Annotated in this window: 23 protein-coding genes; 9 read left to right on the forward strand and 14 right to left on the reverse strand. The window is 71.8% G+C overall.

Going from position 1 to position 23,975, the window contains the following annotated elements:
- Nucleotides 1–4: 4 nt before the first annotated feature.
- Genes aztB through aztD form a run of 4 tightly spaced genes read left to right on the forward strand, consistent with a single transcriptional unit; the run spans nucleotide 5 to nucleotide 4,314 of the window.
- The gene (gene aztB / locus ACNYS0_RS36155; RefSeq protein WP_422479918.1) at nucleotides 5–898 is read left to right on the forward strand and encodes a zinc ABC transporter permease AztB; all 894 of its coding nucleotides are present in this window, start codon (nucleotides 5–7) and stop codon (nucleotides 896–898) included.
- Complete coding sequence (locus tag ACNYS0_RS36160) at nucleotides 895–2,118, forward strand: hypothetical protein (protein ID WP_422479920.1); 1,224 nt, start codon at nucleotides 895–897, stop codon at nucleotides 2,116–2,118. The genes aztB and ACNYS0_RS36160 overlap by 4 nt, the downstream gene beginning before the upstream one ends.
- Nucleotides 2,115–3,080, forward strand: a complete 966-nt coding sequence (aztC, locus tag ACNYS0_RS36165; protein ID WP_422479922.1) for a zinc ABC transporter substrate-binding protein AztC — start codon at nucleotides 2,115–2,117, stop codon at nucleotides 3,078–3,080. Before ACNYS0_RS36160 ends, aztC begins: the two co-directional genes overlap by 4 nt.
- Nucleotides 3,081–3,114: 34 nt before the next feature.
- Nucleotides 3,115–4,314: a zinc metallochaperone AztD gene (gene aztD, locus ACNYS0_RS36170; protein ID WP_422479924.1), complete on the forward strand. Its 1,200-nt coding sequence runs from the start codon at nucleotides 3,115–3,117 to the stop codon at nucleotides 4,312–4,314.
- Nucleotides 4,315–4,369: 55 nt separating this feature from the next.
- Here aztD and ACNYS0_RS36175 read toward each other — a convergent pair whose 3' ends face one another.
- Entirely contained in the window at nucleotides 4,370–5,452 is a 1,083-nt protein-coding gene (locus tag ACNYS0_RS36175) for an NADH:flavin oxidoreductase/NADH oxidase (protein ID WP_422479926.1), read from the reverse strand.
- A gap of 172 nt (nucleotides 5,453–5,624) precedes the next feature.
- Here ACNYS0_RS36175 and ACNYS0_RS36180 point away from each other — a divergent pair, with 172 nt between their 5' ends.
- The gene (locus tag ACNYS0_RS36180; protein ID WP_422479928.1) at nucleotides 5,625–5,999 is read left to right on the forward strand and encodes an ArsR/SmtB family transcription factor; all 375 of its coding nucleotides are present in this window, start codon (nucleotides 5,625–5,627) and stop codon (nucleotides 5,997–5,999) included.
- Here ACNYS0_RS36180 and ACNYS0_RS36185 read toward each other — a convergent pair.
- From ACNYS0_RS36185 to ACNYS0_RS36195, 3 genes are all read right to left on the reverse strand, one after another.
- A complete protein-coding gene (locus ACNYS0_RS36185; RefSeq protein WP_422479930.1) occupies nucleotides 5,919–7,304 on the reverse strand; it encodes a nucleobase:cation symporter-2 family protein in 1,386 nt (461 codons plus the stop codon). The genes ACNYS0_RS36180 and ACNYS0_RS36185 overlap by 81 nt on opposite strands.
- An 87-nt stretch (nucleotides 7,305–7,391) precedes the next feature.
- Nucleotides 7,392–8,744, reverse strand: coding sequence for a ferredoxin--NADP reductase domain-containing protein (locus ACNYS0_RS36190; protein WP_422479932.1), 1,353 nt, complete (start codon nucleotides 8,742–8,744; stop codon nucleotides 7,392–7,394).
- Nucleotides 8,745–8,826: 82 nt separating this feature from the next.
- On the reverse strand, nucleotides 8,827–9,471 hold the full coding sequence (locus ACNYS0_RS36195) for a DUF305 domain-containing protein (RefSeq protein ID WP_422479934.1): 645 nt from the start codon (nucleotides 9,469–9,471) through the stop codon (nucleotides 8,827–8,829).
- Between the two features lie 108 nt (nucleotides 9,472–9,579).
- Between ACNYS0_RS36195 and ACNYS0_RS36200 the strand changes: the two genes are divergently transcribed.
- The gene (locus ACNYS0_RS36200) at nucleotides 9,580–11,079 is read left to right on the forward strand and encodes an LVIVD repeat-containing protein (protein WP_422479936.1); all 1,500 of its coding nucleotides are present in this window, start codon (nucleotides 9,580–9,582) and stop codon (nucleotides 11,077–11,079) included.
- On the opposite strand, the gene ACNYS0_RS36205 is transcribed toward ACNYS0_RS36200, so the two are convergent.
- The 5 genes from ACNYS0_RS36205 to ACNYS0_RS36225 form a co-directional block, all read right to left on the reverse strand.
- On the reverse strand, nucleotides 11,067–11,783 hold the full coding sequence (locus tag ACNYS0_RS36205) for a TetR/AcrR family transcriptional regulator (RefSeq protein ID WP_422479938.1): 717 nt from the start codon (nucleotides 11,781–11,783) through the stop codon (nucleotides 11,067–11,069). The two genes, ACNYS0_RS36200 and ACNYS0_RS36205, sit on opposite strands and share 13 nt — an antisense overlap.
- 194 nt (nucleotides 11,784–11,977) lie before the next feature.
- Nucleotides 11,978–12,673 (reverse strand): HAD family hydrolase, encoded by a 696-nt coding sequence (locus ACNYS0_RS36210; protein WP_422479940.1) that lies wholly within the window; start codon nucleotides 12,671–12,673, stop codon nucleotides 11,978–11,980.
- 33 nt (nucleotides 12,674–12,706) lie between these two features.
- Nucleotides 12,707–13,387, reverse strand: coding sequence for a phosphatase PAP2 family protein (locus tag ACNYS0_RS36215; protein ID WP_422479942.1), 681 nt, complete (start codon nucleotides 13,385–13,387; stop codon nucleotides 12,707–12,709).
- 63 nt (nucleotides 13,388–13,450) lie between these two features.
- Complete coding sequence (locus ACNYS0_RS36220) at nucleotides 13,451–14,386, reverse strand: M56 family metallopeptidase (RefSeq protein ID WP_422479944.1); 936 nt, start codon at nucleotides 14,384–14,386, stop codon at nucleotides 13,451–13,453.
- Nucleotides 14,387–14,472: 86 nt separating this feature from the next.
- The gene (locus ACNYS0_RS36225) at nucleotides 14,473–15,030 is read right to left on the reverse strand and encodes a DUF5134 domain-containing protein (RefSeq protein WP_422482868.1); all 558 of its coding nucleotides are present in this window, start codon (nucleotides 15,028–15,030) and stop codon (nucleotides 14,473–14,475) included.
- A gap of 164 nt (nucleotides 15,031–15,194) precedes the next feature.
- On the opposite strand from ACNYS0_RS36225, the gene ACNYS0_RS36230 reads away from it, so the two are divergent.
- Together ACNYS0_RS36230 and ACNYS0_RS36235 are read left to right on the forward strand one after the other, a co-directional pair.
- Nucleotides 15,195–16,859, forward strand: a complete 1,665-nt coding sequence (locus ACNYS0_RS36230; RefSeq protein ID WP_422479946.1) for an FUSC family protein — start codon at nucleotides 15,195–15,197, stop codon at nucleotides 16,857–16,859.
- Between the two features lie 56 nt (nucleotides 16,860–16,915).
- The gene (locus ACNYS0_RS36235; RefSeq protein WP_422479948.1) at nucleotides 16,916–17,452 is read left to right on the forward strand and encodes a MarR family winged helix-turn-helix transcriptional regulator; all 537 of its coding nucleotides are present in this window, start codon (nucleotides 16,916–16,918) and stop codon (nucleotides 17,450–17,452) included.
- Between the two features lie 31 nt (nucleotides 17,453–17,483).
- Here ACNYS0_RS36235 and ACNYS0_RS36240 read toward each other — a convergent pair whose 3' ends face one another.
- Genes ACNYS0_RS36240 through ACNYS0_RS36250 form a run of 3 tightly spaced genes read right to left on the reverse strand, consistent with a single transcriptional unit; the run spans nucleotide 17,484 to nucleotide 20,295 of the window.
- Nucleotides 17,484–18,224, reverse strand: a complete 741-nt coding sequence (locus ACNYS0_RS36240) for a cupin domain-containing protein (protein WP_422479950.1) — start codon at nucleotides 18,222–18,224, stop codon at nucleotides 17,484–17,486.
- Nucleotides 18,218–19,183 (reverse strand): DUF6807 domain-containing protein, encoded by a 966-nt coding sequence (locus ACNYS0_RS36245; protein ID WP_422479952.1) that lies wholly within the window; start codon nucleotides 19,181–19,183, stop codon nucleotides 18,218–18,220. Before ACNYS0_RS36245 ends, ACNYS0_RS36240 begins: the two co-directional genes overlap by 7 nt.
- Nucleotides 19,180–20,295 carry a Gfo/Idh/MocA family protein gene (locus tag ACNYS0_RS36250; RefSeq protein ID WP_422479954.1) on the reverse strand — a complete coding sequence of 372 codons (1,116 nt, stop codon included), beginning with the start codon at nucleotides 20,293–20,295 and terminating at the stop codon, nucleotides 19,180–19,182. The genes ACNYS0_RS36245 and ACNYS0_RS36250 overlap by 4 nt, the downstream gene beginning before the upstream one ends.
- A 357-nt stretch (nucleotides 20,296–20,652) precedes the next feature.
- On the opposite strand from ACNYS0_RS36250, the gene ACNYS0_RS36255 reads away from it, so the two are divergent.
- Nucleotides 20,653–22,053 (forward strand): MFS transporter, encoded by a 1,401-nt coding sequence (locus ACNYS0_RS36255; protein WP_422479956.1) that lies wholly within the window; start codon nucleotides 20,653–20,655, stop codon nucleotides 22,051–22,053.
- Nucleotides 22,054–22,132: 79 nt separating this feature from the next.
- Here ACNYS0_RS36255 and ACNYS0_RS36260 read toward each other — a convergent pair whose 3' ends face one another.
- Together ACNYS0_RS36260 and ACNYS0_RS36265 are read right to left on the reverse strand one after the other, a co-directional pair.
- The gene (locus ACNYS0_RS36260; protein ID WP_422479958.1) at nucleotides 22,133–23,392 is read right to left on the reverse strand and encodes a hypothetical protein; all 1,260 of its coding nucleotides are present in this window, start codon (nucleotides 23,390–23,392) and stop codon (nucleotides 22,133–22,135) included.
- A gap of 4 nt (nucleotides 23,393–23,396) precedes the next feature.
- Nucleotides 23,397–23,963, reverse strand: coding sequence for a hypothetical protein (locus ACNYS0_RS36265; RefSeq protein WP_422479960.1), 567 nt, complete (start codon nucleotides 23,961–23,963; stop codon nucleotides 23,397–23,399).
- Between the last annotated feature and the right edge of the window lie 12 nt (nucleotides 23,964–23,975).

The following is a 23,975-nucleotide window of genomic DNA, read 5'->3' on the forward strand; positions in this document are numbered from 1 at the left end:
TCGCATGGAGTGGTTGACGGCCCCCTTCGAGGTGGCCTTTGTGCAGCGCGCCCTGTGGGGCGGAATCCTGGTGTCCGCGATCTGCGCGCTCGCCGGGACCTGGGTGGTGCTCAGGGGAATGGCCTTCCTCGGGGACGCGATGTCCCACGGGCTCCTCCCGGGTGTCGCGCTGGCCGCGCTGTTCGGCGGGAACCTGATGGTGGGGGCGCTCGCGAGCGCGGCGGTGATGACGGCGGGCGTGACCGCCCTCGGCCGGGCGAGGCGGCTCTCCCGGGACACCGGGATCGGCCTGCTGTTCGTCGGCATGCTGTCGCTCGGTGTCATCATCGTGTCGCGCTCGCAGTCCTTCGCGGTGGACCTGACCGGCTTCCTCTTCGGCGATGTCCTCGCCGTACGCGAACAGGACCTCGCCCTGCTCGGCGTGGCGCTGGGCGCGGCGCTCCTCGTGGCCTTCCTCGGTCACCGGGCCTTCCTCGCCCTGACCTTCGACGCCCGCAAGGCCCGGACGCTGGGGCTGCGCCCCCGGCTCGCGCATGCCGTGCTGCTCGGACTGCTCGGGCTCGCGATCGTCGCCTCGTTCCACATCGTCGGAACGCTGCTCGTCCTCGGCCTGCTGATCGCGCCGCCCGCTGCGGCCCTGCCCTGGGCGCGCGGTGTGCCCGGAGTGATGGTCCTCGCCGCGCTGCTCGGCTCCGCGGCCACCTTCGGCGGGCTGCTCGTGTCCTGGCATCTGGGCACGGCCGCGGGGGCCACCGTGTCGGCGCTCGCGGTGAGCTTCTTCTTCCTCTCCCACCTCGCGTCCGGAGTCCGCCACCGCCGCGGGGCCCGCCCCGGCGGCGCCGCCGACCCCGCCCCCGTACTCGAAGTCGACCGCAGGAAGTCGGAGGCAATGTCTTGACCGCCAGAACCAACGCCGCGAAGTGGGCCCCGCTCCCACTGGCGCTCACCGCCCTGCTCGCCACGGGCTGCGCGACACAGGAGGGCAACGACCGCAAGCCCGGGGCGAGTTCGCCGTCCGCCACCCCGCACGGCTACGTGGAGGGTGCGAAGGAGGGCGCCGAGCAGCAGTCCCGGCTCCTCCTCAACGACCCCGACAGCGGGAGCACCCGCGTCCTCGACCTCATCACCGGCAAGGTGACGAGGACGGACGAGGTCACAGGCGCCGCCGGCCTCGCCACGGACGGCCGCTTCGGCTACCTCCACGCCTCCGGCACCACACACGTCCTCGACGGAGGCTCCTGGACCGTGGACCACGGCGACCACGTCCACTACTACCGCGCGGCCATCCGCGACGTGGGCCAACTGCCCGTCGGGAGTGGGTCATCGGTGCGCGGCGACGCCGCCGTGACCGCGGTCACCGACAAGAGCGGGCGGGCCGTCCTCTACGACCGCGGCGAGCTCGACGACGGCGACATCGTCCGCACCCGCGCGCTGCCCGGAACGTACAGCGGGCCCGTCGTCCCGTACGAGGGGCACCTGTTGGCCCTCGTCGGCGAGGGCGACGCCACCGAGCTCACCGTCCTCGACCGCAAGGGCAGGCGTGTCACCACGCCGGACGCCACGTGCGAGGACCCGAAGGGCGACGCCGTGACCCGGAGAGGTGTCGTGTTCGGCTGTGCCGACGGCGCACTGCTCGTACGCGAGGAGGACGGAAGGTTCACCGCCGAGTCCATCCCCTACGAGAAGGACGTGCCGGAGGCCGAACGAGCAGCCGACTTCCGGCAGCGCCCCGGCAGCGACAACCTGACCGCGCAGGCGGACGACTCCGTGTGGGTGCTGGACGTCGGTGAGCGTTCCTGGAAGCGGGTGGACACCGGACCCGTCGTCGCCGCCAACACCGCTGGGGAAGGGGCGCCGCTGCTGGTCCTGGAGACCGACGGCCGACTGCACGGCTACGACACCGGGACGGGGAAGGAGACCGGCCGCACGAAGGAACTCCTGACCGGAAAGCCGCACACCGGGAACGCCCCCGTCATCGAGGTCGACCGCAGCCGCGCCTACGTCAACGACCCCGACGGCAAGCGGGTGTTCGAGGTCGACTACAACGACGACCTGCGCATCGCCCGCACCTTCGACCTCGACATCGCACCCGCACTGATGGCGGAGACCGGCCGATGAGCGCGGACGAGGCGAAGAAGCGCGTGCGCGTGGGCTCGGCGCGGCTGCGCAGCCTGCTGCTCGGCCTGCTGACCCTGGTGGCCGCCGCCACCGCGACCGCCTGCGCCACCGAGGGCGAGCGGCCCCACATCGTCGTCACCACGAACATCCTCGGCGACGTCACCCGCGAGATAGCGGGCGACCAGGCCGAGGTCACCGTCCTCATGAAGCCCGACGCCGACCCGCACTCCTTCGGCCTCTCCGCACGGCAGGCCGCCGACCTGGAACGGGCCGACCTCGTCGTCCACAACGGCCTCGGCCTGGAGGAGAACGTGCTGCGGCACGTGGACGCCGCCCGCGAGTCGGGCGTCGCCGCCTTCGAGGTCGGCAGGGCCGTCGACCCGCTCACCTTCGACACCGGCGACGACGCCGGGGACGGCCGGGCCGACCCGCACTTCTGGACCGACCCGGACCGGATGCGCAAGGCCGCGGGACTCATCGCCGACCAGATCACCGAGCACGTCGACGGTGTCGACGACAGTACGGTGCGCGCCCAAGCGGACCGCTACGACAAGGAGTTGGCGAAGCTCAGCGGCTGGATGGAGAAGTCCTTCGACCGCGTCCCCGAGAAGCGGCGCGCGATCGTCACCAACCACCACGTCTTCGGCTACCTCGCCGACCGCTTCGGCCTCCGCGTCGTCGGCGCCGTCGTCCCCAGCGGCACCACCCTCGCCTCGCCCAGCTCCTCCGATCTGCGCTCCCTCACGCAGGCCATGGAGGAGGCCGGCGTGCGCACCGTGTTCGCCGACTCCTCCCAACCCACCCGCCTCGCCGAGGTGCTGCGCAAGGAGATGGGCGGCGGGGTCCAGGTCCTGAAGCTGTACTCCGAGTCCCTGACGGCCGAGGGCGAGGGCGCGGACACGTACCTGCGGATGATGCGCGCCAACACGACGGCGATGACCAAGGGCCTGACGGCCCGCTGACCTCACCACGTTCGACAGGGAAGGAAGAACACAAGTGAACACGACCCGGACCAGCCGCAGGAGAGCCCTCGGGGGAACGGCCTGCGCCCTGGCGTTCGCCACGGTGCTGACCGCCTGCGGGAGCGAGGACGACACCAAGAGCTCGTCCACGGCCAAGGACGCCACACCCGCCGCCACGATCAAGGACCCGCTCGTCGCCGGCTTCGACGGCGGCCTCTACATACTCGACGGCAAGAGCCTGAAGCTCGCCAGGACGATCGAGCTGCCCGGTTTCAACCGCCTCAACCCCGCCGGGGACAAGGACCACGTCGTCGTCTCCACCGACAGCGGCTTCCGCGTCCTGGACGCCGCCGAGCAGCGCCTCACCGACATCACGTACAAGGGCTCGGAGCCGGGCCACGTCGTGCGGCACGCGGGCAGGACCGCGCTGTTCACCGACGGCACCGGCGAGGTCAACGTCTTCGACCCCGCCGACCTGAGCGACGGAAAGAAGCCCGAGGGCCGCACCTACGCCTCGGCCGAGGCGCATCACGGCGTGGCCATCGAGCTGGAGAACGGCGAACTCCTCAGCACCCTGGGGGACAAGGAGACACGCACCGGCGTGCTCGTCCTCGACAAGGACAACAAGGAGATCGCGCGCAACGAGAAGTGCCCCGGCGTGCACGGCGAGGCCGCGGCCAAGGGCGAGGCGGTCGGCGTCGGCTGCGAGGACGGCATCCTGATCTACCAGGACGGCACGTTCACCAAGGTCGACGCCCCAGACGACTACGGGCGCATCGGCAACCAGGCCGGCAGCGACGCCTCCCCGGTCCTCCTCGGCGACTACAAGACCGACGAGGAGGCCGAGCTGGAACGTCCCACGCGCGTCTCCCTCGTCGACATGGAGAAGAAGAAGCTCCGCCTGGTCGAGCTGGGGACCAGCTACTCGTTCCGCTCGCTGGCCAGGGGCCCGGAGGGCGAGGCGCTGGTCCTGGGCACCGACGGGAAGATCCACGTGATCGACCCGGCGACCGGAAAGATCGAGAAGAAGATCGACGCCGTGGGGGAGTGGCGGGAGCCCCTGGACTGGCAGCAGCCCAGGCCCACGCTCTTCGTCCGCGACCACACGGCGTACGTCTCCGACCCCGGCGAGAAGGCCCTGCACGCCATCGACCTGGACACCGGCAAGAAGCTCACGTCCGTGACGCTGCCGAAGAGCACCAATGAGCTGTCCGGAGCGGTGGCCGGGCACTGACACATGCGCGGGTGCCCCCGCGATCGGCGGATCGCGGGGGCACCCGGCCGTTCGCTCAGACCGACCGGTGGTACTGGTCCGGCACGTGGCTCTCGGCGCCCAGCTCGCGCGCCGCGTGGCGGGCGAAGGACGGGTCGCGGAGCAGCTCGCGGCCGATGAGGACCGCGTCGGCCTCACCGTTGGCGAGGATCTTCTCGGCCTGCTCGGGCTCGGTGATGAGACCGACCGCGGCGGCCGGGACCCCGGCTTCCTTGCGGACGCGGGCCGCGAAGGGAACCTGGTAGCCGGGGCCGACCGGGATGCGGACGCCGGCCGCGTTGCCGCCCGTCGACACGTCGATGAGGTCCACGCCGTGGGCCTTCAGCTCGGCGGCGAGCCGGACGGTGTCGTCGGCGGTCCAGCCCTCCTCGCCGTCCAGCCAGTCGGTCGCGGAGATGCGGAAGAGCAGCGGCAGCTCCTCGGGCCACACCTCGCGGACCGCGTCCACGACCTCAAGGGCGAAACGGGTGCGGTTCTCGTAGGAGCCGCCGTACTCGTCGGTGCGCTTGTTGGAGTGCGGGGAGAGGAACTCGCCGATCAGGTAGCCGTGCGCGCCGTGCAGCTCGATGACCTGGAAACCGGCGTCGAGGGAGCGGCGGGTGGCGTCGACGAACTGCTGGACGATCTCCTTGATCGAGTCGACCGACAGCTCGGCGGGCACCGGGTGCTTCTCGTCGAAGGGCACCGCGCTGGGCGCGACGGCCTCCCAGCCGTACGCGTCCGGGCCGACCGGCGCGCCGCCCTTCCAGGGCTGGTCGGTCGATGCCTTGCGGCCGGCGTGACCGAGCTGGACGCCCGGAACCGTGTTCTGCGACTTCAGGAAGGACGTGATCCGGCGGAAGGCCTCGACCTGGGTGTCGTTCCAGATGCCGAGGTCCTGCGGGGAGATCCGGCCCTCGGGGGAGACGGCCGTCGCCTCGACGATGATCAGGCCGGTGCCGCCTGCGGCGCGCGCCCCGTAGTGCTGGAAGTGCCAGTCGTTCGGCGCACCGGTGAGCGGTCCTTCGGGAGCCGCGCTGTACTGGCACATCGGCGGCATCCACACGCGGTTGGGGATGGTCAGGGACCGCAGGGTGTAGGGCTCGAACAGTGCGCTCACGGCGGACTCCATTCGGTGTGGATCGCGGATGTGCCTCGTGGATCGCGACGAGGCCTCGGCTAGTACGATAGCCACCGTAGTACGGCAGGTGTCAAACTACGATGGTTCTCGTACAATGAGCCGTGACGTACCGCAGGCATCCAGCCAACCGCTCCGCGAAGGGGAGTCGTCCATGACGGCCGCAGCACCGCACACCGGCACCGCCACCGGCGGTCGCACGCTCGCGCACCCCGACCGTGCGGAGATCCGGCTCGAAACGGTGCTGCACGCGCTGTCCGATCCGATGCGCATGGCCGTCGTCCGGGAGATGGCGGCCTCCGCGGAGGCCGAGCTGTCCTGTTCCGCCTTCGACCTGCCCGTCACCAAGTCGACCACCACACACCACTTCCGGGTGCTGCGCGAGGCCGGGGTGATCGAGCAGGTCTACCGGGGGACCGCCAAGATGAACGGGCTGCGCAGGGCCGACCTAGACGCGCTCTTCCCCGGCCTTCTGGACCACATCCTCGACGCGGCCGCCCGGCAGGAGAACCGGCTCGACGGGAACTGACGGCGCCGAACCCGCCTTCTGCGGAAGGTGGTTGAACAGCAGGTTCAGTGCGATGGCCGTCAGGCAGCCCGCGCTGATGCCGCTGTCCATCACCGTCTGGAACCAGTTGGGGAAGTGCTCGTAGATCGTCGGCACGCCCACCGGGAGCAGGCCGACGGCGACCGAGACCGCCACCACGGTCAGATTGCTGTTGCCCTCGAACTCCACCTTCGACAGGGTCTTCAGGCCGCTCGCCGCGACCGTTCCGAACATCACCAGGCCCGCGCCGCCGAGCACGGGCGAGGGGATCGCGGCGACCACCGCGCCCAGCTTCGGCAGCAGCCCGAGCAGGATCAGGATGCCGCCGGACACGGCGACCACCCAGCGGCTGCGCACCTTCGTCATGCCGACGAGGCCCACGTTCTGCGCGAACGCCGTGTACGGGAAGGTGTTGAAGACGCCGCCGAGGACGGTCGAGAACCCGTCGGCGCGCAGCCCGTCGCCGAGCGCGCGCGGGTCCACCGGGCGGCCCGTCATCTCACCGACCGCGATGAAGTCACCCGTGGTCTCCGTCATCGTCACCAGGGCCACGATCAGCATCGACACGATCGCCGCCGCGTGGAACTCCGGGGCGCCGAAGTGGAACGGCGTGCTGATCCCGAACCAGTGCGCGTCCCCGACGGCCGAGAAGTCCGTGAAGCCGGTGGGTATCGCCACCGCCGTGCCCGCCACGATGCCGACGAGCACCGCGACCCGGCTCAGAGCGGGCGGCGCGAAGCGCTGCACGCCCAGCACGAGCACCAGGACGAGCGCCGCGAGCCCGATGTTCTTCGGCTCCCCGAAGTCCTTCGCGCCGGAGCCGCCCGCCGCCCACGTGCCCGCCGTCGGCAGCAGCGACAGGCCGATGATCAGGATCACCGTGCCCGTGACCAGGGGCGGGAAGAAGCGCAGCAGCCGCCCGAAGACCGGGGCCAGGAGCATCATGGCGAGGCCCGCGACGATCACCGCGCCGTAGATCGCCGGCAGCCCGCCGCCCGTCGTACCGATCAGCACCATCGGGGACACGGCCGCGAACGTACAGCCCTGCACGATCGGCAGCCGGATGCCGAAGCGCCACACGCCCACGCACTGGATGAGCGTCGCGATGCCGCACACCAGCAGGTCGGCGGTGATCAGATACGCGAGATCGGCGGGCGACAGCTTCATCGCGCCGCCCACGATCAGCGGCACGGCGACCGCGCCCGCGTACATGGCGAGAACGTGCTGGAGCCCGAACGCCGCCAACTGGCGTGCGGGCGGGACCTGGTCCACGGGGTGCGTTGTCATGCACGAGAACGTAGTGAACTTAAACGTTTTGTTGATTTCCTTCGTGTTGCCGCTACGTGTCCTCGCCTCCGTACCGCGCCGGTTCGGCTACGACCCCCGTGCCGCGCTCAACAGGCCGTCCCAGTCGGGGATCTTCACCGGTCCGCGGCCGAGCCCTCGGCCCAGCTCCGCCTCGGCCCGCTCGATCGCCCGCCACCCGTCCCACTGCACGGGGCGCGCCCCGGCCGCGATCAGGCCGGTCAGCGGGTCCCGCGCGGCACCGGCTCCCGCACCGGTTCCCCTGCCGGTCAGATCGTCCAGGAGCGAGGCGACGGTCTCCTTGGCGCAGGGCCGGTTGGTGCCGATCACGCCCGTCGGGCCGCGCTTGATCCACCCGGCGACGTACTCGCCCGGCGCCACCCGGGCGTCCCGCAGCACCCGTCCGGCCTCGTGCGGCACGGTGCCGCCGCGCTCGTCGAACGGCAGGCCCTCCAGCGGCACCCCGCGATAGCCCACCGACCGCAGTACGAGTTCGGCGCCGATCGTCTCGAAGTTCCCCGTGCCGGTCACGCTCCCGCGCCCGTCGGGCCGCGTCCGCTCGAAGCGGACCCCGGCCACCCGGCCGTCGCCGCCCGCGAGCACCTCGACGGGCCGCAGGTAGAACCTCAGATGGATCCTGCGGCGCGCGCCCCGTGGCGGCTCGGCGGCCCAGCCGCGCAGCACCTCCACGTTGCGCCGCTGCGCGGCGGGCAGCGCGGACGGGTCGACGTAGTCCGGGTCGAGCGCCAACTCGTCCTCGTCGACGCGTACATGGGTGTCCGGGAGGCCGCCCAGCTCGCGCAGCTCCTTCGTGGTGAAGCGGGCCTGCGAGGGGCCGCGCCGACCCACCATGTGCACGTCCTCTACCTCGCTCGCGGCGAGGGTGTCGAGCGCGGCACGCGGCATGTCGGTGGGCAGGAGTTCGGTGGCGCCGCGGGCCAGCATCCGGGTCACGTCCACCGACACATTGCCGACGCCGATGGCGACGGCCGTGCGCACACCCCGTACGAAACCGCCGTCGACCGCGTCCGGGTGCGCGCTGTACCAGGCCACGAAGTCGGTCGCCGACCAGCTGCCCGGCAGGCCCTCGCCGGGAATCCCGAGCCGCCGGTCGGCCGCCGCGCCCACGCAGTACACCACCGCGTCGTACAGCTCCAGGAGCTTCGCGGGCGGCAGCGCCGGGCCGATCTCCACGCCGCCCAGGAAGCGCACCCGCTCGTCCTCGAGGACGGCCCGCAGGTTGTTCTGGAGCGACTTGATCTTCTCGTGGTCCGGGGCGACGCCGTAGCGCACGAGCCCGTACGGGCAGGGGAGCCGGTCGAGCACATCGACGCGGATGTCCGGGACGCGGTCCTGCCGCACGAGGCCCTGCGCGGTGTAGACCCCGCTCGGACCCGAGCCGACGACGGCGATGTGCGGCACGTGGTGCTCCCTCCGCCGAGGTGCTGATGTGTCTCAGCATGACACCGGGAGGGGCGGCGGGGGAGGGGGCGCGGCGGGGCGCTCAGGACATGTCGCGCATCCGCTCGATCTCGGTGGTCTGCTGCGCGATCACATCGTCCGCCATCTCCTCCACCTGCACGTTGTTCCCGCCGCTCTTGACCTCCGTGGCCATCGTCACGGCCCCCTGGTGGTGCGTGATCATCAGCTTGAGGAACAGCTCGTCGAACGCCTTGCCCTTGGCGGCCCGCAGCTTCTTCAGCTGGGCCGCCGTCGCCATCCCCGGCATCGTGTCGTGCGCCTGGTGGCCCTCGGGAGAGGCGGCGCGGTGGTACTTCTTCAGCCAGCCGCGCATCACCTCGATCTCCGGGCCCTGTGCGGCGGTGATCCGCTCGGCGAGCCCCTTGACCTGCTCCGACTCGGCCTGCTTCGGGGCCAGTTCGGTCATCTTCAGGGCCTGCTCGTGGTGCGGGATCATCATCTGCGCGTACTGGACGTCGGCGGAGTTCGGGGTGTCGTCCGTGCCGCGCTGTTTCGCGTCCTTGGCCGACAGGGTCTCGGCCGCGTCGCCCGGTTTGCCGGGCGCGATGACCGAAGGTCCGTCGGACGCCCGGGAGTTGGCCCGGTCGGCGCCGCCGGGCTCCCCGGAGTCGCACCCGGTCAATGCCAGCGCCGACATCGCCACCAGCGCGGCGACGGTAACTTTCATGACGATTACGTTGCCAGCTATTGATCTGTGCATGAGGAAGACGATACTCGGGGAGATCCGTGAATCGTTCACGTACGAGCGAAGTCACCGTCACTCAAGGAGACAACAGTGACCCTGTACTCCCCCCGAACACGGCGCAGACGCCTGGGAGTTGCCACCGCGGCGGCCGGACTCCTCGCGGCGCTGCTCGCCGCGGGCCCCGTCTCGGCCACGCCCGACCCGGGCGACAAGTCGGCGGCGCCCAAGAGCGTGTCGAAGAGCACCGAGGCCGAGGTCGAGAAGGCGATATCCGCCGGCGAGATACCCGGCCAGGACGAGGTGGTGCACTCGGACAACGTCGAGCACGTCACCAACATCCCCAAGGACGCGCTGCCCGGCACCAACTCGGACCTCGCCTTCCAGGGCAAGTACGCCTTCGCCGGGAACTACGACGGGTTCCGCGTCTTCGACATCAGCAACCCGAAGGCGCCGAAGACGGTCGCCCAGGTGCTGTGTCCCGGCTCGCAGAACGACGTCTCCGTCTCCGGGAACCTGCTGTTCCTGTCCACGGACAGCTCCCGCAGCGACGACTCCTGCGCCTCCACCACCCAGCCGGCGACCGAGAAGTCGTCCTGGGAGGGCATGAAGGTCTTCGACATCACCGACAAGGCGAACCCGAAGTACGTCTCCGCCGTCGAGACCGCGTGCGGTTCGCACACCCACACCCTGGTGCCGGAGAAGAAGAACGTCTACGTCTACGTCTCCTCGTACTCGCCGAGCGCGACGTTCCCCGACTGCCAGCCGCCGCACGACGGCATCTCGGTCATCAAGGTGCCCCGCAACGCGCCGCAGAAGGCGGCCGTCGTGAACTTCCCGGTCCTGTTCCCCGGTGAGGGCGCGGACGGCGGCGGCAACCCCGGTGCGCCCACCAACCCGGGCGTCTCCAAGACCACCGGCTGCCACGACATCACGGTCCTGCCCTCCAAGGACCTCGCGGCGGGCGCCTGCATGGGCGACGGCATCCTGTTCTCCATCGCGGACCCGGAGAACCCGAAGGTCATCGACCAGGTCCAGGACAACGTCAACTTCGCGTTCTGGCACTCGGCGACCTTCAACCAGAAGGCCAACAAGGTCGTCTTCACCGACGAGCTGGGCGGCGGTGGCGCGGCCACCTGCAACGAGGCCATCGGTCCGGACCGCGGCGCCGACGGCATCTACGACATCACCGGCAAGGGCGACAAGCGCAAGCTCGTCTTCAAGAGCTACTTCAAGATCCCGCGCCACCAGGCCGACACCGAGAACTGTGTCGCCCACAACGGCTCTCTGATCCCGGTCAAGGGCAAGGACCTCATGGTGCAGGCCTGGTACCAGGGCGGCGTCTCCGTCTGGGACTTCACGGACTCCTCGAAGCCCAAGGAGATCGGCTACTTCGAGCGCGGCCCGCTCACCACGGACAAGATGACCACGGGCGGCTCCTGGTCGGCGTACTACTACAACGGGTACGTGTTCTCGAACGACATCGCGAAGGGCTTCGACGTCCTGAAGATCAAGGACGCCAGGACCGACCCGGCGTCGAAGATCCGCCTGGGCGAGCTCAACGTCCAGACGCAGCCGGACTACTTCGGCTGACCGTTCGGCTCACCCATGACGGCCGGTGACAGCGGCTCGAAATAGCGCGAGAAATCGGCCGGTCCGCCGTGGGCGGGGCTCCCGTCGGACGACGCGTCATCCTCGTCGTCCGGCGGGCAGCCCCACTTCCACTCCAGGTCGTAGCGGCGGAACAGCTCGGCGCGCATCGTGGTGAACCGCATCGGTACGCCCGGCACGAGCATCGAGAACACGGCGCCCATGAGCACGGCGCGCAGCATCGGATAGTCCGTGTCCACGTCGAGCGTCCCGTGCCGTACGACCGTGTCGCGCAGCAGCGCCGCGAGCCGCTGCTGCTCCGGGCACTGCACGAAGCCCTCGGCCTGGAGGATCCCCGCCATGTGCGTGCGCATCAGCACCGGGTGGTCGCGGGCGAGCCCCAGGATCGCGTCGATGGCGCGCGCCAGGCGCTCGTCGCCGTCCTCGGGCGCGGGACGCGGCTCGCGCTCCAGCGCCTCCTCCAGCGTGCGGTGCATCAGCCGGTGCACCGCGGATTGCAGCAACTGCCGCTTCCCCGGGAAGTAGTACGAGACCAGACCGCGCGCCGAACGCGCGCGGTCCGCGATGTCGCCGAGCGTCGTCGCGTCGTACCCGCGCTCCCCGACGAGCTCCAACGTCGCCCGCAGGAGCCGCTCGCGGGAACGTCGGCGCAACTCCTCATTGACCGATGCGCTGCGGGGGGACATTCTTGACTCCTGCGTTGACTGGCTCGCAGCCAACTATACTCAGCGCTTCCCGGCCACCGGCCCGTTGGGCGTGGTGTGCGCGGGAGGGCCGGCCGTATTCGGGCGACGCGGGGGATCGTCCGAATACGGCTGCGTCGTGCGCCGGGGCGTCAGGTGCCGCCGCGTCATGTGCCGCGACGTCAGGTGAAGGCGGCTCAGATCAGGCCGAGCACCGGGCGCAGCCCGTCGGGGCGGGCCTCGGCCGGCAGGTGGTCCACGAAGTGCACGGCGCAGCCCAGCTCGGCGGCCCCGCCGTCGGCGCGCCGGTCGTCACCCACCATCAGCGCGTCGCCGGGCGCCACTCCCAGCTCCTCCAGCGCGGCCGTGAACAGCCGGGCGTCCGGCTTCTGGACGCCGTGCCGGTACGACAGGACGTACGCGTCGACGTACTGGTCGAGGCCGTGTGCCACGAAGACGGGGCGCGGGTCCCAGCCGATGTTGCTGACCACGGCCACCGGAAGGCCGCGCTCGCGCAGACCGGCGAGGACCTCGTGGGCGTCCGGGTAGGGCTGCCAGGCGTCCGGCGTCATGTGCCGGTCGTACAGGGCGTCGTAGAGCCGCTCGTCGGGCAGCGCCACCTGGCGGGCCAGGCCCGTGTACGCGGCGCGGTGCCGCGAGGCGTCCACGTCGCGGGCGGCGACGAGCTCGGCGAGGTGCGCGGGGACGTTCACCGGGTGCGTGCTGCCGCCCGGCAGCGCCCCCGCCGCCTCCAGACCCGCGACGGCGCGCGTGAACTCCGCGTCCGGCAGCGCCCGTTCGGCCGCGTCGAGCACGGCCCGCAGCCAGGATTCGGTGGACTCGATGCGGAAGAGGGTCCCGGAGAAGTCGAACAGCACGGCTTTGATCGTCATGCCGCCGATCCTCCGGCGCGTCGAACCCGCTGGTCAAGCACGGGCGTTGGGCGCGAGCCACTTGTCGTACGCCGCCGTGGACAGCGTCACCGTCAGCGCCCCGAGCAGCCAGCCGGCCAGCACGTCCGAGGGCCAGTGCACGCCCAGCCACAGACGGGTCAGGCCGACGCCGAGCACCGACACCACGGCGAGCGCGAGCGCGGTGCGCCACAGCGCGCGCCCTGCCCCGTGCCGCCGCAGCAGCCACAGGGCGAGCGCGCACACCACGGTCGCCGTCAACGCGTGTCCCGAGGGGAACGCCGCGTAGTGCGCCGAGTCCACCGGGTCGCGCCAGACGGGACGCGGCCGGTCGACGGCCGCCTTCAGGCCCTGTTGCAGCAGCGTGCCGACCAGGCAGGTGGCCGCCACCCAGCCCGCGAGCAGCCAGTCCCGCGATCTCCGCACGAGGACCAGCACGATCACCGCGCACAGCAGCCGCATGGTCCACGGATCCCATACCCAGTCGGTCAGGACGCGGTTGACCTGCGTGACGCCGGGGTCGGCGAGGGCCCGGCCGTGCAGTGAACGGGCGACGTCCCGGTCGAGGTCCATCAGCGGGCTCCAGCGGAGCGCCACCAGGACGAGCAGGAGTACGGAGGGCAGGGCCAGCGCCGTGGCGAGCGCGCGGACGGGGCGGGGGCGTCGGGGCGGGGAGTCGAGCCGTGCCGGGTGCATGGGAACGATCCTCGCTCATCGGGCGCGGCACGGGCCATCCCCGGTGGGCCGCGCGGCGTGGTGCTATCCCAGCGCCCGCAGAGCGGGGACGAAGGTGACCAGGAGGGGGACGAGCGGGATCAGCGCCGCGGCCGCCGTGAGGCGCAGCCGGTGCGCGGGTGTCAGGCGCGACGGCGGCGCGAGCAGCCGGTGCACACGCTGCGGGACCTGCGCGTGCGAGGTCGGACAGGGGCCGAACACCCCGCGGTCCTCGTTGAGTTCGACCAGCGCGAGGGCGATGCTCATGCGCCCGAAGCGGCGCGAGGCGACATCGTCCGCCGCAAGCTCCACCAGGCGGTGCATCTCGCCCCGGAACGAGGCGAACACCGGAATCTGCGGAAAACCGGAGGCCAGCGCGCCCGAGCAGTGCAGCAGCCAGTCGTGCCGCCACCGCGCGTGCCCCATCTCGTGCGCGAGCACCGCGTCCAGCTGACGCCCCTTCAGGCGCTGGAGGGCGGCCGTGGTGATGATGAGCTGCGGTGTCGTGCCGGTCATCCACCAGGCGTCCGGGCGCTTGCCCTCCAGGATGACGAGGCGGTCGGGGCCCGGCTCCTCGCCGGGCAACAGCGGTGCGCGCTCCAGGAGTTCGGCACGCCGGGCGCGCCGCCTCGCGCGGGCGCCGCGCACCTCGCGCACCAGCATCGCCGCCGTCCACGCCCCGCCCAGGGCGAGCGTCACGGCGACGGTCGCCGCCCACGGCCCGGCCGCGCGCAGCGCGTACGCGTCCACGACGCCGTGCGGTGCCCCCGCGAACACGTGGCCGCGCACGGCGCTCCAGGCGGCCGCCGCGCTCAACGTCATCGACAGGGCGCAGCACAGCAGGACACCCGCCACGACGCACTGCCACGCCCACAGCGCGACGATCGGCTCCCGCTCCGTCCAGTCCGCGCGCGCGAGCAGTCTCGGCGCGACCAGGGCGGCCAGGGCGCCGAGCAGCAACAGTGCTACGGGGACCGTCATGGCCGTCACCCTATGAGGCGAGCGCTACCCACGGGTATGGCCTGGGGCGTCAAGTGACGCACGCCACGGTTTCGTTGATCGGCCCGCTACATCGTCAGCAGCATCGCGAGCATCCCGATCCCCATCGAGAGCCGGCACGCCCGCGCCAGTTCCGGACGGTCGCCCCAGCCGGTGTCGGCCGAAGGGCCGGTGGCGGTCCTCGCGGCCGCGGTGGGAACGAGGCCGGCGCCCGACCACAGGACGTAGACCGTGAAGTAGAGGAGCAGCGCGCCCGTGAGGGCCGGGGCGCCCGCGCCGCCGTGGTGTGCGTGGGCCGCCGGGCGGACGGCCATCGCCACCGCCATGTACGCCATGGCGAACGTGCCCACCAGGTGGTGCAGGTGATGGGCCCCCGTCCGGGAGGCCCACAGCGCGCGGAGCGCGGCGGCCCCGAACACGGTCGCGTACAGCAGCCACGCCCAGTGCGGGGGCGTGAGCACCGCCGCGGGGACGGCCATCAGCGCCATCCCGAATCCCATCAGGGCCTCGCCGCCGGCCGTGCGGCGCTGCTCCTCGACGTCGCTGCGCAGGCGCAGCACGCAGTACGCGCCGGTCGCCGCGCAGAGCGCGACCAGCAGCCAGGCGGCCGAGAGCGGTCCGTGCACCGGGTCCCCCATCGTGTCCGTCTCGTCGTCGGTGTCCGTCAGGGAGATGCCCCGGCGGGCAGGGGCGCATGTCGGCGCAGGGGAGCACGGGTGGTCGCGCGGGCGGAGTGTGCATCCGCTCACGTCTAATCCTTTACGGGTAAAACACCTGCTAAGGTTTTCTTATGAGCAGCACACCACCGACATCTCGCACTCCCGCCGTCCACCGCCTCCCGCTCGCCGGAGTGCTGCGCCTCAACAAGCCCTCGGACGTCTGGCTCAAGCCCGCGACCAGCGTCGTCGTCGCCACCGCGATACCGAACATGACGCTGCTCGCCCTGGGCCGGCTCGACCTGGCGATGTACACGATGGCCGGCAGCCTGTGCGCCCTGTACGGGCACAACCTCCCGTACGCGGCACGCGCGCGTGCCCTGGCCTGGGTGGTCGCCGGGATGCTCGCGAGCATCGCGATCGCCCTGGTCTCCGCCTCGCTCACCTCGTCCGCGGTCGTCCTCGTCGCCATCGGTGCGCTGCTCGCCGCCGCCCAGAAGACGCTGTGCGACGCCACCCGGATCGGACCGCCGGGAAACCTGATCTTCACGTTCATCAGCTCCGCGACGCTGTTCGCGCCGCAGACCCTCGGGCAGGTGCCGGGCCACCTCGCGCTGACGCTGGCCGCCGGCGCCGTGTCCTGGATCGTGGGCATGGCCCCCGCCCTCGTCCGGCCGCACGGACCCGAGCGCCGCGCCACCGCCCGCGCGCTGAACGCCGCCGCCGCGTACGTCGAGCGGCCCGAGCACGCGCCCGCCCGCGGCGCCGCGGCCGCCGCCGTGCACGCCGCCTGGCAGTCGCTGCTCGCCACCGGCGCGCGCACCGAGGCGCGGCGCGCCCTGGAGCGCCTCGTGCTGCGTGCCGAGGTCGCCATCTCCGCGCCGGGCGACGCCGACGCGGACCGGCTGCGCACCTGGGCGGCCGGGCTGCGCGGGGCGGGCTCCGTGCCGCGGCCCGCACGCATCGCGGGAATGGACGACGAACTCCTCGGCATCGAGGCCGAGCTCGCGGTCGGCAAGCCCTCGCTGTGGCGGCGCATCGGCCCCGGCTCGCCGCTGCTGCCCATCGCCCTGCGTACGGTCGTCGGCTGCGCCCTCGCCGGATACGGCTCGCTCGCCCTCGGCGTCGGCCGCCCCTACTGGGCCCTCGTCACCGCCGCCTCGATCTACCAGGCCAACCTCGCGCTGTCCTGGAACCGCGGCATCCAGCGCGTCGTCGGCAACATCGCCGGTGTGCTCGTCTTCGCCGCCGTCGTCCCGCTCGCCCACGCCAGCCGGCTCGCCCTCGTGCTGTGCTGCCTCGCCTGCGCCTTCGGGGCCGAGGCGCTCATCACCCGCAACTACTGGCTGGGCAGCCTGTGCGTGACGCCGATGGCGCTGCTCGTCACCGAGTTCGCCCGCTACCAGGCGCCCGGAGAGCTGATCGGCGACCGCGTCGTCGACACCCTCGTCGGAGCCGTGCTCGGTGTCGTCGCGGCCGTCGCCGTCACCAACCGGCGCGCCACCGACGGCATCGAACAGGCCCTCGCCGCGACCGACACCGCCCGCGAGTCCGCCGAGCGCACGCTCGCGCTGCCCACCCCGGACCACGCCGCCCTGGAGACGGCCCGCCGCGGCCTCACCGCCGCCCTCGTCGAGCTGCGCGCCGCCGCCGACACCGCCGCCGGCGAATGGTGGCAGCGCGCCCTGCCCGAGGAGCGGGTGCTCGCCGCCGAGCAGTCCGGGCACCGTACGCTCGCCGCCACGGTCCGGCGGCAGGCGATGGCCGGCGACCCGAGTGGTGCGGGCGCCCAGAAGTAGCGGATAGTGGCGGACGCACAACGTTCGGCCCATGAGGAAGGTCCGGTCAGGCAGGCATGAGCACGCAGCAAGGCTCGGCGGCAACGGCGCCGCTCGACATCGTGTCGTCCGTCGTACGGCAGTGGCAGGCCGTACGCCCCGACATCGACACCGGCCCCATGGAGATCATCGGCCGCATCAACCGGTGCGCCGCGCTGCTCCAGCAGGCCGAGGACGCGCCGCTCCGGCACGCGGGCCTGACCAGGGCCGAGTTCGATCTGCTCGGCACGCTGCGCAGGACCGGGCGCGAGCTCACCCCCGGCGACCTCGCCCGCGAGACGTTCGCCTCCGGCGCCGCCGTCACCAAGCGCCTCAAGCAGCTCCAGGAACGCGGTCTCGTCTCCCGCCGCGGCGACACCCGCGACCGCCGCGTCTCCCACCTCAGCCTGACGGACGAGGGCCGCGCCCTCGTCGACGAACTGCTCCCGAGTCAACTCGCGTACGAGGGCTCCATCCTTTCGGGCCTCGCCGACGGCAAGGAGCAGCAACTCAGCTCCCTGCTGGGCGAGTTGCTGCTCCAGCTGGAGGGTCGGCTGGGGAGCGGGCCCCAATAGTCAGGGGCCCGTCCCCGCAGGCGGGGCGTCTTCAGCGCGGCACCGTCGCCCCGTCGATGCCGTACTCCTCACGTCGCCCGCACATGCCCAGGCCGCCGTGGCGCGTGGGTGTCGCCGTGTGGGCCGTCGACGCGGCCAGATAGCCGTCCGCGTCGCCCCGCTCCAGGGCGTCGAGCTGCGCCCCCGTGCGCTCGGCCGTGGCCAGGGCGCCGGTGCGCCACAGCTCGCGCCAGGCGGCGACGCGCGGCCTGACCAGTTCCGCGGCCGCCCGCTGGAACGCCCGCAGCGGTTCCGCGTCGCCCGCGGCCAACGCCTCGCGCAGCGGCAGGTAGCCCTCGACCGCGAGATCCCGGCGACGGCGCGCCGCGGCCTCCGCCTCCGGGCCCGCCGGACCGGGCAGCGAGGCCGCCGCCGCGTACTTCTCCGGATCGGCCAGGTACTCCGGCGGGAACGTGAACACCGCGTCGCCCGCCTCCGGCAGCCCGCTGTTCTGCATCAGGACGGTGATCCGCAGATCCTCGCCCTGCACCATGCGGTGCACCGTGCCCGGCTCGAACCAGGCCAGCGAACCGGCCTCAAGGGGCGTGTCCCGGTAGCCGTCCGGGCTCAGCGTCTGCACGGCGCCGCGCCCGCCCGTCACCACGTACGCCTCCGTGCACACGAGGTGCAGATGCGGGCTGCCGCCGCAGACGCCGTCCGCCGCCTGCCAGTCGTACGCGGAGATGTGGGACAGGCCGATCCCCCCGGGCAACGGCCTGTCCAGGCTCACCACGCCAGCTCCTTCAGGCGCGTGGTGACCCGCTCCCTGTCCCAGGCGCCGTCGGCGACCACGATCCGGTACCGGTAGCGGAACGTCTCACCGGCCGGCAGCGCGAACTCCTCGAAGAACGCCCAGGAGAACGCGACCGTCGGGATCGGCTCCGCGCGCACGAACCAGTGCGACTCGTGGACGGCGTCCGCGTTCTCGGGAGCGTGCGCGAACACCAGGGTCGAGTGGGCGTCCACGTCGTCGTGCTCGGCGGTGAACGCCAGCCACGGCCCCTGCGTGCCCATCAGCGCGCCCGGCGCGTCGTACGTCGCCACGGACCCGCTCGCGTCCGCCGACTCCTCGGGACCGAAGACCGTCCCGCCGGTGAAGTCGCGGGGCCCGCGCCACTGGAGGCCCGTGTACCCGGCCATCTCCCGGCCCGCCGTGGTCGGCGAGCCGAAGCGCAGCGCCTCACCGTCGGCGCGGGTGTTCGTCAGCTCGATCGACCAGTCGACGGCGTACGAGCCGGACTCCGGGTCCACCCCGTGCACCCGCACCCCGCGCCGCTCGCGGGCCCAGTCGGCGCCCCCGTTCTCGATCCACGTGAGGCGCTCGGCGAAGGACAGCTCGTCGTCCGACGCGTCGACCGCGTCGAAGCCGTCGTGCCGCATCGAACCGATCCGGTCGGGCAGCGGCAGATAACCCTCGCCGTGCACATAGCAGTTGCCGCCCCAGAAGTTCTGCCCTGACAGGTGGCTGGCCGTCATCTGGAGGCCCTTGTGCCAGCGGTGGTCGTTCGGCCGGTAGCCCGAGACCAGGTTGCCGCCCAGGGTGCGCAGCGGGTGCACATACGGCTTGCGGGCCTCGAAGGCCTCCGGGTCGGGCTTGTAGACGTAGGAGAAGAGGTCGGTGCCGGCGGCGCGCACGACGATGCGGTCGCCGTGGACGTGTGTGACCTTCAGCGAGGTCGGGGCGCTGCTCACTGCTTCGGGCTCCAATCCGGGTGGTCGCCGTGCATCGCGGCGTAGAACGGGTCGCCGGGGCCGATCTCCCCGGCCTTGACGGTGTCGCCCGTGAAGGCCGACTTGTAGAGCGCGGCGGCGAACTCCAGCGTGCTGCGGGCGCTCCGGCCGCTGCCGGGCGGCCGGGTGCCGGCGTCGTACGCGTCGAGCAGCGCGGCCAGTTGCGCGGTGTGCGAGCTGGGCACGTCGGCGGTGGGCGCGGGCGGCTGCTCGCTGCCGGGGGCCGGGGTGTAGCGCCAGTCGTCGTTGCCGTGCCCGTACAAGTGCGTCAGCTCGACCGTGGCCTTCTCGCAGTCGATACGGATGCGGCTCGTCTCGTCCGGCGAGAGCACGGAGTTGACGACCGTACCGAGGGCGCCGTCCTTGAACCGGACGAGCGCGGTCGACACGTCCTCGCTCTCCGTGTCGTGCACCAGGCGGGCCGCCATCGCCCGGATCTCGGTCCACTCGCCGAGCAGGTGCAGCATCAGGTCGTACTGGTGGATGCCGTGGCCCATCACGGGGCCGCCGCCCTCGCTGGCCCACTTTCCGCGCCAGGGCACCTCGTAGTAGGCGGCGTCGCGGTACCAGGTCGTCTGGCAGTGGGCGACGAGCGGGCGGCCGAGCGCGCCTTCGGTGAGCAGCGAGCGGGCGTGCACGGCGCCCGAGCCGTAGCGGTGCTGGAAGACGACGGACGCGTAGGTGCCGCTCGCCTCCTCGGCGGCGGCGATCTCGTCGTACTCGGCGAGGGAGAGGGTGAGCGGCTTCTCGCACAGCACCCAGGCGCCGGACTTGAGTGCCGCGACGGTCTGCTCGCGGTGGAACACCGGCGGGGTGCCGATGAGGACGAGATCGGGGCGCGCCGCTTCGAGCATGTCGTTCAGGTCGGTGTGCGCGGAGACGTCCGCGAACCCGGCGTCGGCGGCCCGGGCGCGGAATCCGTCGAGGCGGTCCTGGTCCACGTCGACGGCGGCGACGAGGTCGACGCGGTCGCGCAGGGAGGTGAGGGCGGGCAGGTGGCTGCCGGTGACGATCCCGCCCGTGCCGACGACGGCGGCACGCAGACGGGATCCCTGGCTGGCGGGGCTTGGCATGCGGGTTCCTCGCGGAGAGCTGTCGGAGGGAAAGCGCTTTCCGTTGCGTCGACCCTAAGCGGGGTGCGCGGGTCCGGACAAGGGGGTCCGGGCGGGGGAGTTCGGGGGAGCGGTAGTCACTTTGAATCGAATCAATCTCATCGCGCTCCCCGACGGGAAAGCTTCCGGAATCCATTGACAGGGCCATACGCCCCGGGTTCGTATGTACCCGCCTACGGGGCGATCGTCCGTCGCCGTCGAGCGCGGAGCCGTAAGGCCGCCATCAATGGAGCGTTTCAAGAACGGTGACGACCGTCTGCCGTGCAAGCACTTTCCACTCGGTGCCGTGGCCTGATCACACCAAGGAGAGCCATGAGCGTGACCGCGTCAAAGGAGTCGCGTACCGCGGACACACCCGCCGCCGGGCGGGCGATGTCGAGGAAGGCCGCGGCCAGCGGCTGGATCGGAAGTGCCCTCGAGTACTACGACTGGTTCATCTACGCCCAGGCGGCGGCGCTCGTCTTCCCCGGGATCTTCTTCCCCGAGGGCAACGCGACGATCGCCGTCCTGGCGTCGCTCGGCACGTACGCCGTGGGCTACGTCGCGCGCCCCATCGGTGCCGCCGTGCTCGGCCACTGGGGAGACAAGAAGGGCCGCAAGAACGTCCTCGTCCTGGCCATGCTCCTGATGGGCGTCTCCACGTTCGTGGTGGCGCTGCTGCCCACATACAGCCAGGTCGGCATCATCGCGCCGATCCTGCTGACCCTCGTCCGCCTCGTACAGGGCTTCGCCGTGGCGGGGGAACTGAGCGGCGCGAGCGCGATGATCATCGAACACGCGCCGCACGGCAGGCGCGGCTTCCTCGCGAGCTTCGCCCTGCACGGAACGGTCGCCGGGCAGATCCTCGGCGCCGCGATCTTCCTGCCCATGTCGATGCTGCTGTCCGACGAGGCCTTCACGTCCTGGGGCTGGCGCATCCCGTTCGTGCTCAGCGCCGTGGTGGTCATCGCCGGCTTCCTGATCCGCCGGCGCGTCGAGGAGACGAAGGCCTTCGAGGAGCAGCAGGGGGAGACCGGCCGCGAGGCGCGCAAGTTGCCGTTCGTCGAGGCGTTCCGGGAGAACTGGCGCGAGATCCTCCGCGCGGTGTGCATGACGCTCGTCAACGTCATCGGCGTCACGGTCTCGGTGTTCGGCGGCGCCTACGCGACGCAGTCCGGCTACGGCGTCGGCATGAGCACGACCGTCTACCTCTGGATCCAGATCGCCGCGAACGTGGCGGGCATGTTCGTCGTCCCGGTCTTCGGCCACCTCTCCGACCGGTTCGGGCGCCGCCCGATCATGATCGCGGGTGGTCTGGCGGCGGGCCTGCTCTGCTATCCGTACCTGTGGGCGGTCAGCGCCGGCAACGTGCCCCTGACCTTCCTCCTGGCGGTCCTCTCCTGGGGTGTCGCCTACCAGTCCTGGAACGCCACGTTCGCCTGCTTCTTCCAGGAGCTGTTCCCTGCGGCCCGCCGCGTCACCGGGTTCGCGCTGGCGCAGAACATCGGCCTGGCGATCGTCGCGTTCCTGCCGACGATCTTCACGATGGTGGCGCCGCCCGGCTCCTCGAACGTGCCGCTCACCATCGGCACGTTCTGCCTCGCCATCACCGTCGTCGCCTCGGTCGCGACGTGGAAGTCCCCGGAGACGTACCGGATCCCGCTGGAGCGGCTCGGTGCCAGGGATGCGGAGCCGCTGTCGCGTGAGGCGTACGAGGAGGTGCGGGCGGCGGGGAAGTGAGGCGGTGGTTCTACCCGCCGCCTACGCGAAAGGCTCGGCCGGGAAACCCCGGCCGAGCCTTTCGTCGAGCTTCGGTCCGTCAGTGCGCCGCGCCCGTCAGCACGGCAAGACCTGCCGCGATCGCGCCGAGCACACTCACGGCGATGACGCCGAACAGGATGTACCCGAGCCAGGCGTCATTGCGCGGCCCCCGCCACCCCGCCTCGGCGCCGACCCGCGCCACGACGGCGACACCGAAGTCCTTGTTGCGCGGGCTCGGGTCCAGGGCCGTGGACCCGGCATCGGTCACGCGCTCGAAGTCCTTCCAATAGGCCTGTCCGCTCCGGGACCTGGGGCCCATGCTGCCGTCGGGGCCGAGCGAGTGACTGTCGTAGGAGACCTTGATCCTGCGCTTGTCCGCGTCCGGCGTCACGCGCCACACGCGCGCCTCGTCGCACCCCTGCCAGCGAGGGTCCGCCGGATCCGGCACGATGTTGAACCACGACTGCGTGGGCTCGATGCGGTACGGGGCACCGGAGTCGGCGATCCGCTGACGTACGAGGGCGATCAGCTCCTCGGCGGCGGACGCGGGTGCGGCGCTGCCATCCGTGACCTGGGCGCCACCGGCACCCGACGGGCCCCACGCGGGCCCCGTGGCACCGACGCCGACCGGCTGCTGGGCAGCCACCAGATCGGCGACGTCGTTCAGGAACTCAAGCGCCGGCTCGATCTCCTTCGGCGACTGCTCGTCCTTGTCCCAGCTGATCAGCTCCGTGTCGGTGAACCGCAGCGGGTACTTCGCGGCCCGCCGGTCATTGAGCAGGAACTCGGCGAGCGGCCCGTTCAGCGCGGCCGCGGCGACGGACGGCTGGATCGTTCGAACGGTGAACCGCTCGTCGAACTCCGGGTGCCCGATGAGCGCATCGTCGCCCGCCCCGAACTTCCGCCGCAGCGTCCCGGTGCGCTGCACCGTGAACGCCCCGACGGAGTGCGGGAGTTGGACCGCCCACACGGCGTACGTCGAGCTGCTGCTGTCGTCGCTGGATCCGTCGCCCATGTCGCCGTGGGGCATGGAGGTGGAGACGACACGCCCCTCGACCGCCGCCGCGTCGCGCCCGCGGTAGGGGCCGTAGCAGTAGTCCTCGAAGGACACCCCCCTCCGGGAACCGACCGGAAACGGCGCGTCGCCCAGGAACCGGTCGGCTTCGCCGTTCGAGGGCTTCTTGACGAGCTGCCACCCCAGTCGTGAGGTCAGCTCCGCGTACTTGCCCAACTCCCTGTTGCGTCGCCACCGTTGCCACAGTGAGGTCACGACGAGGAAGACCAACCAGAATGCCAAAATGACGAGGAAGGCGAACACGGCGTCACACCTCCCCATCGCCCGGCGTCGGCGTCCCGCCGGCGTCGGTTCCTGACTCCGTCCCGGGGGCCACCGGGCGCACGGTGTGGAGGAAGTCCTGGAAGTCGTCCAGGACCTCGTCCAGTTGGTCGGCCCGTGCCGTCAGCGCGATCTCGAACTCGGCATAGCGGTCAGGCCGGTGAACGTCCTCGACGAGCAGCAGGACCTGGCTCTGGCACAACTGCACGGGATGGCCGTTCTGCTGCGCGTAGACCCGCACGTTCTGCACGACGCCGGCCGCACCCGCGAGTCCCTGCGCGAAGCCGGGGCCTACATCGGTGCGCTTGACGAGCTCGACGGGGCCCACCGTGTCCCGCAGCCGCTGCAGGGACTCGTCGGCGAGTTCGTGCAGGTCGACGGCGGCTTCGCGGGGACGGCCCGTGATGGTGATGTTCGGGACGAAGCCCGAGCCCCGCGAGGCGAGGTGGAGGGCGACGAACGCGGCGTGCGGAGCCCCGACCTCCTCGGGCGGGGCCGACTGCCAGCCCGGTGGGACCTCACAGGTCAGCGGTACCGGAAGGGTCTCCGGCATGGTGAATCAACT

This window comes from Streptomyces anthophorae, from assembly GCF_049310305.1.
Classification (GTDB): Bacteria; Actinomycetota; Actinomycetes; order Streptomycetales; family Streptomycetaceae; genus Streptomyces.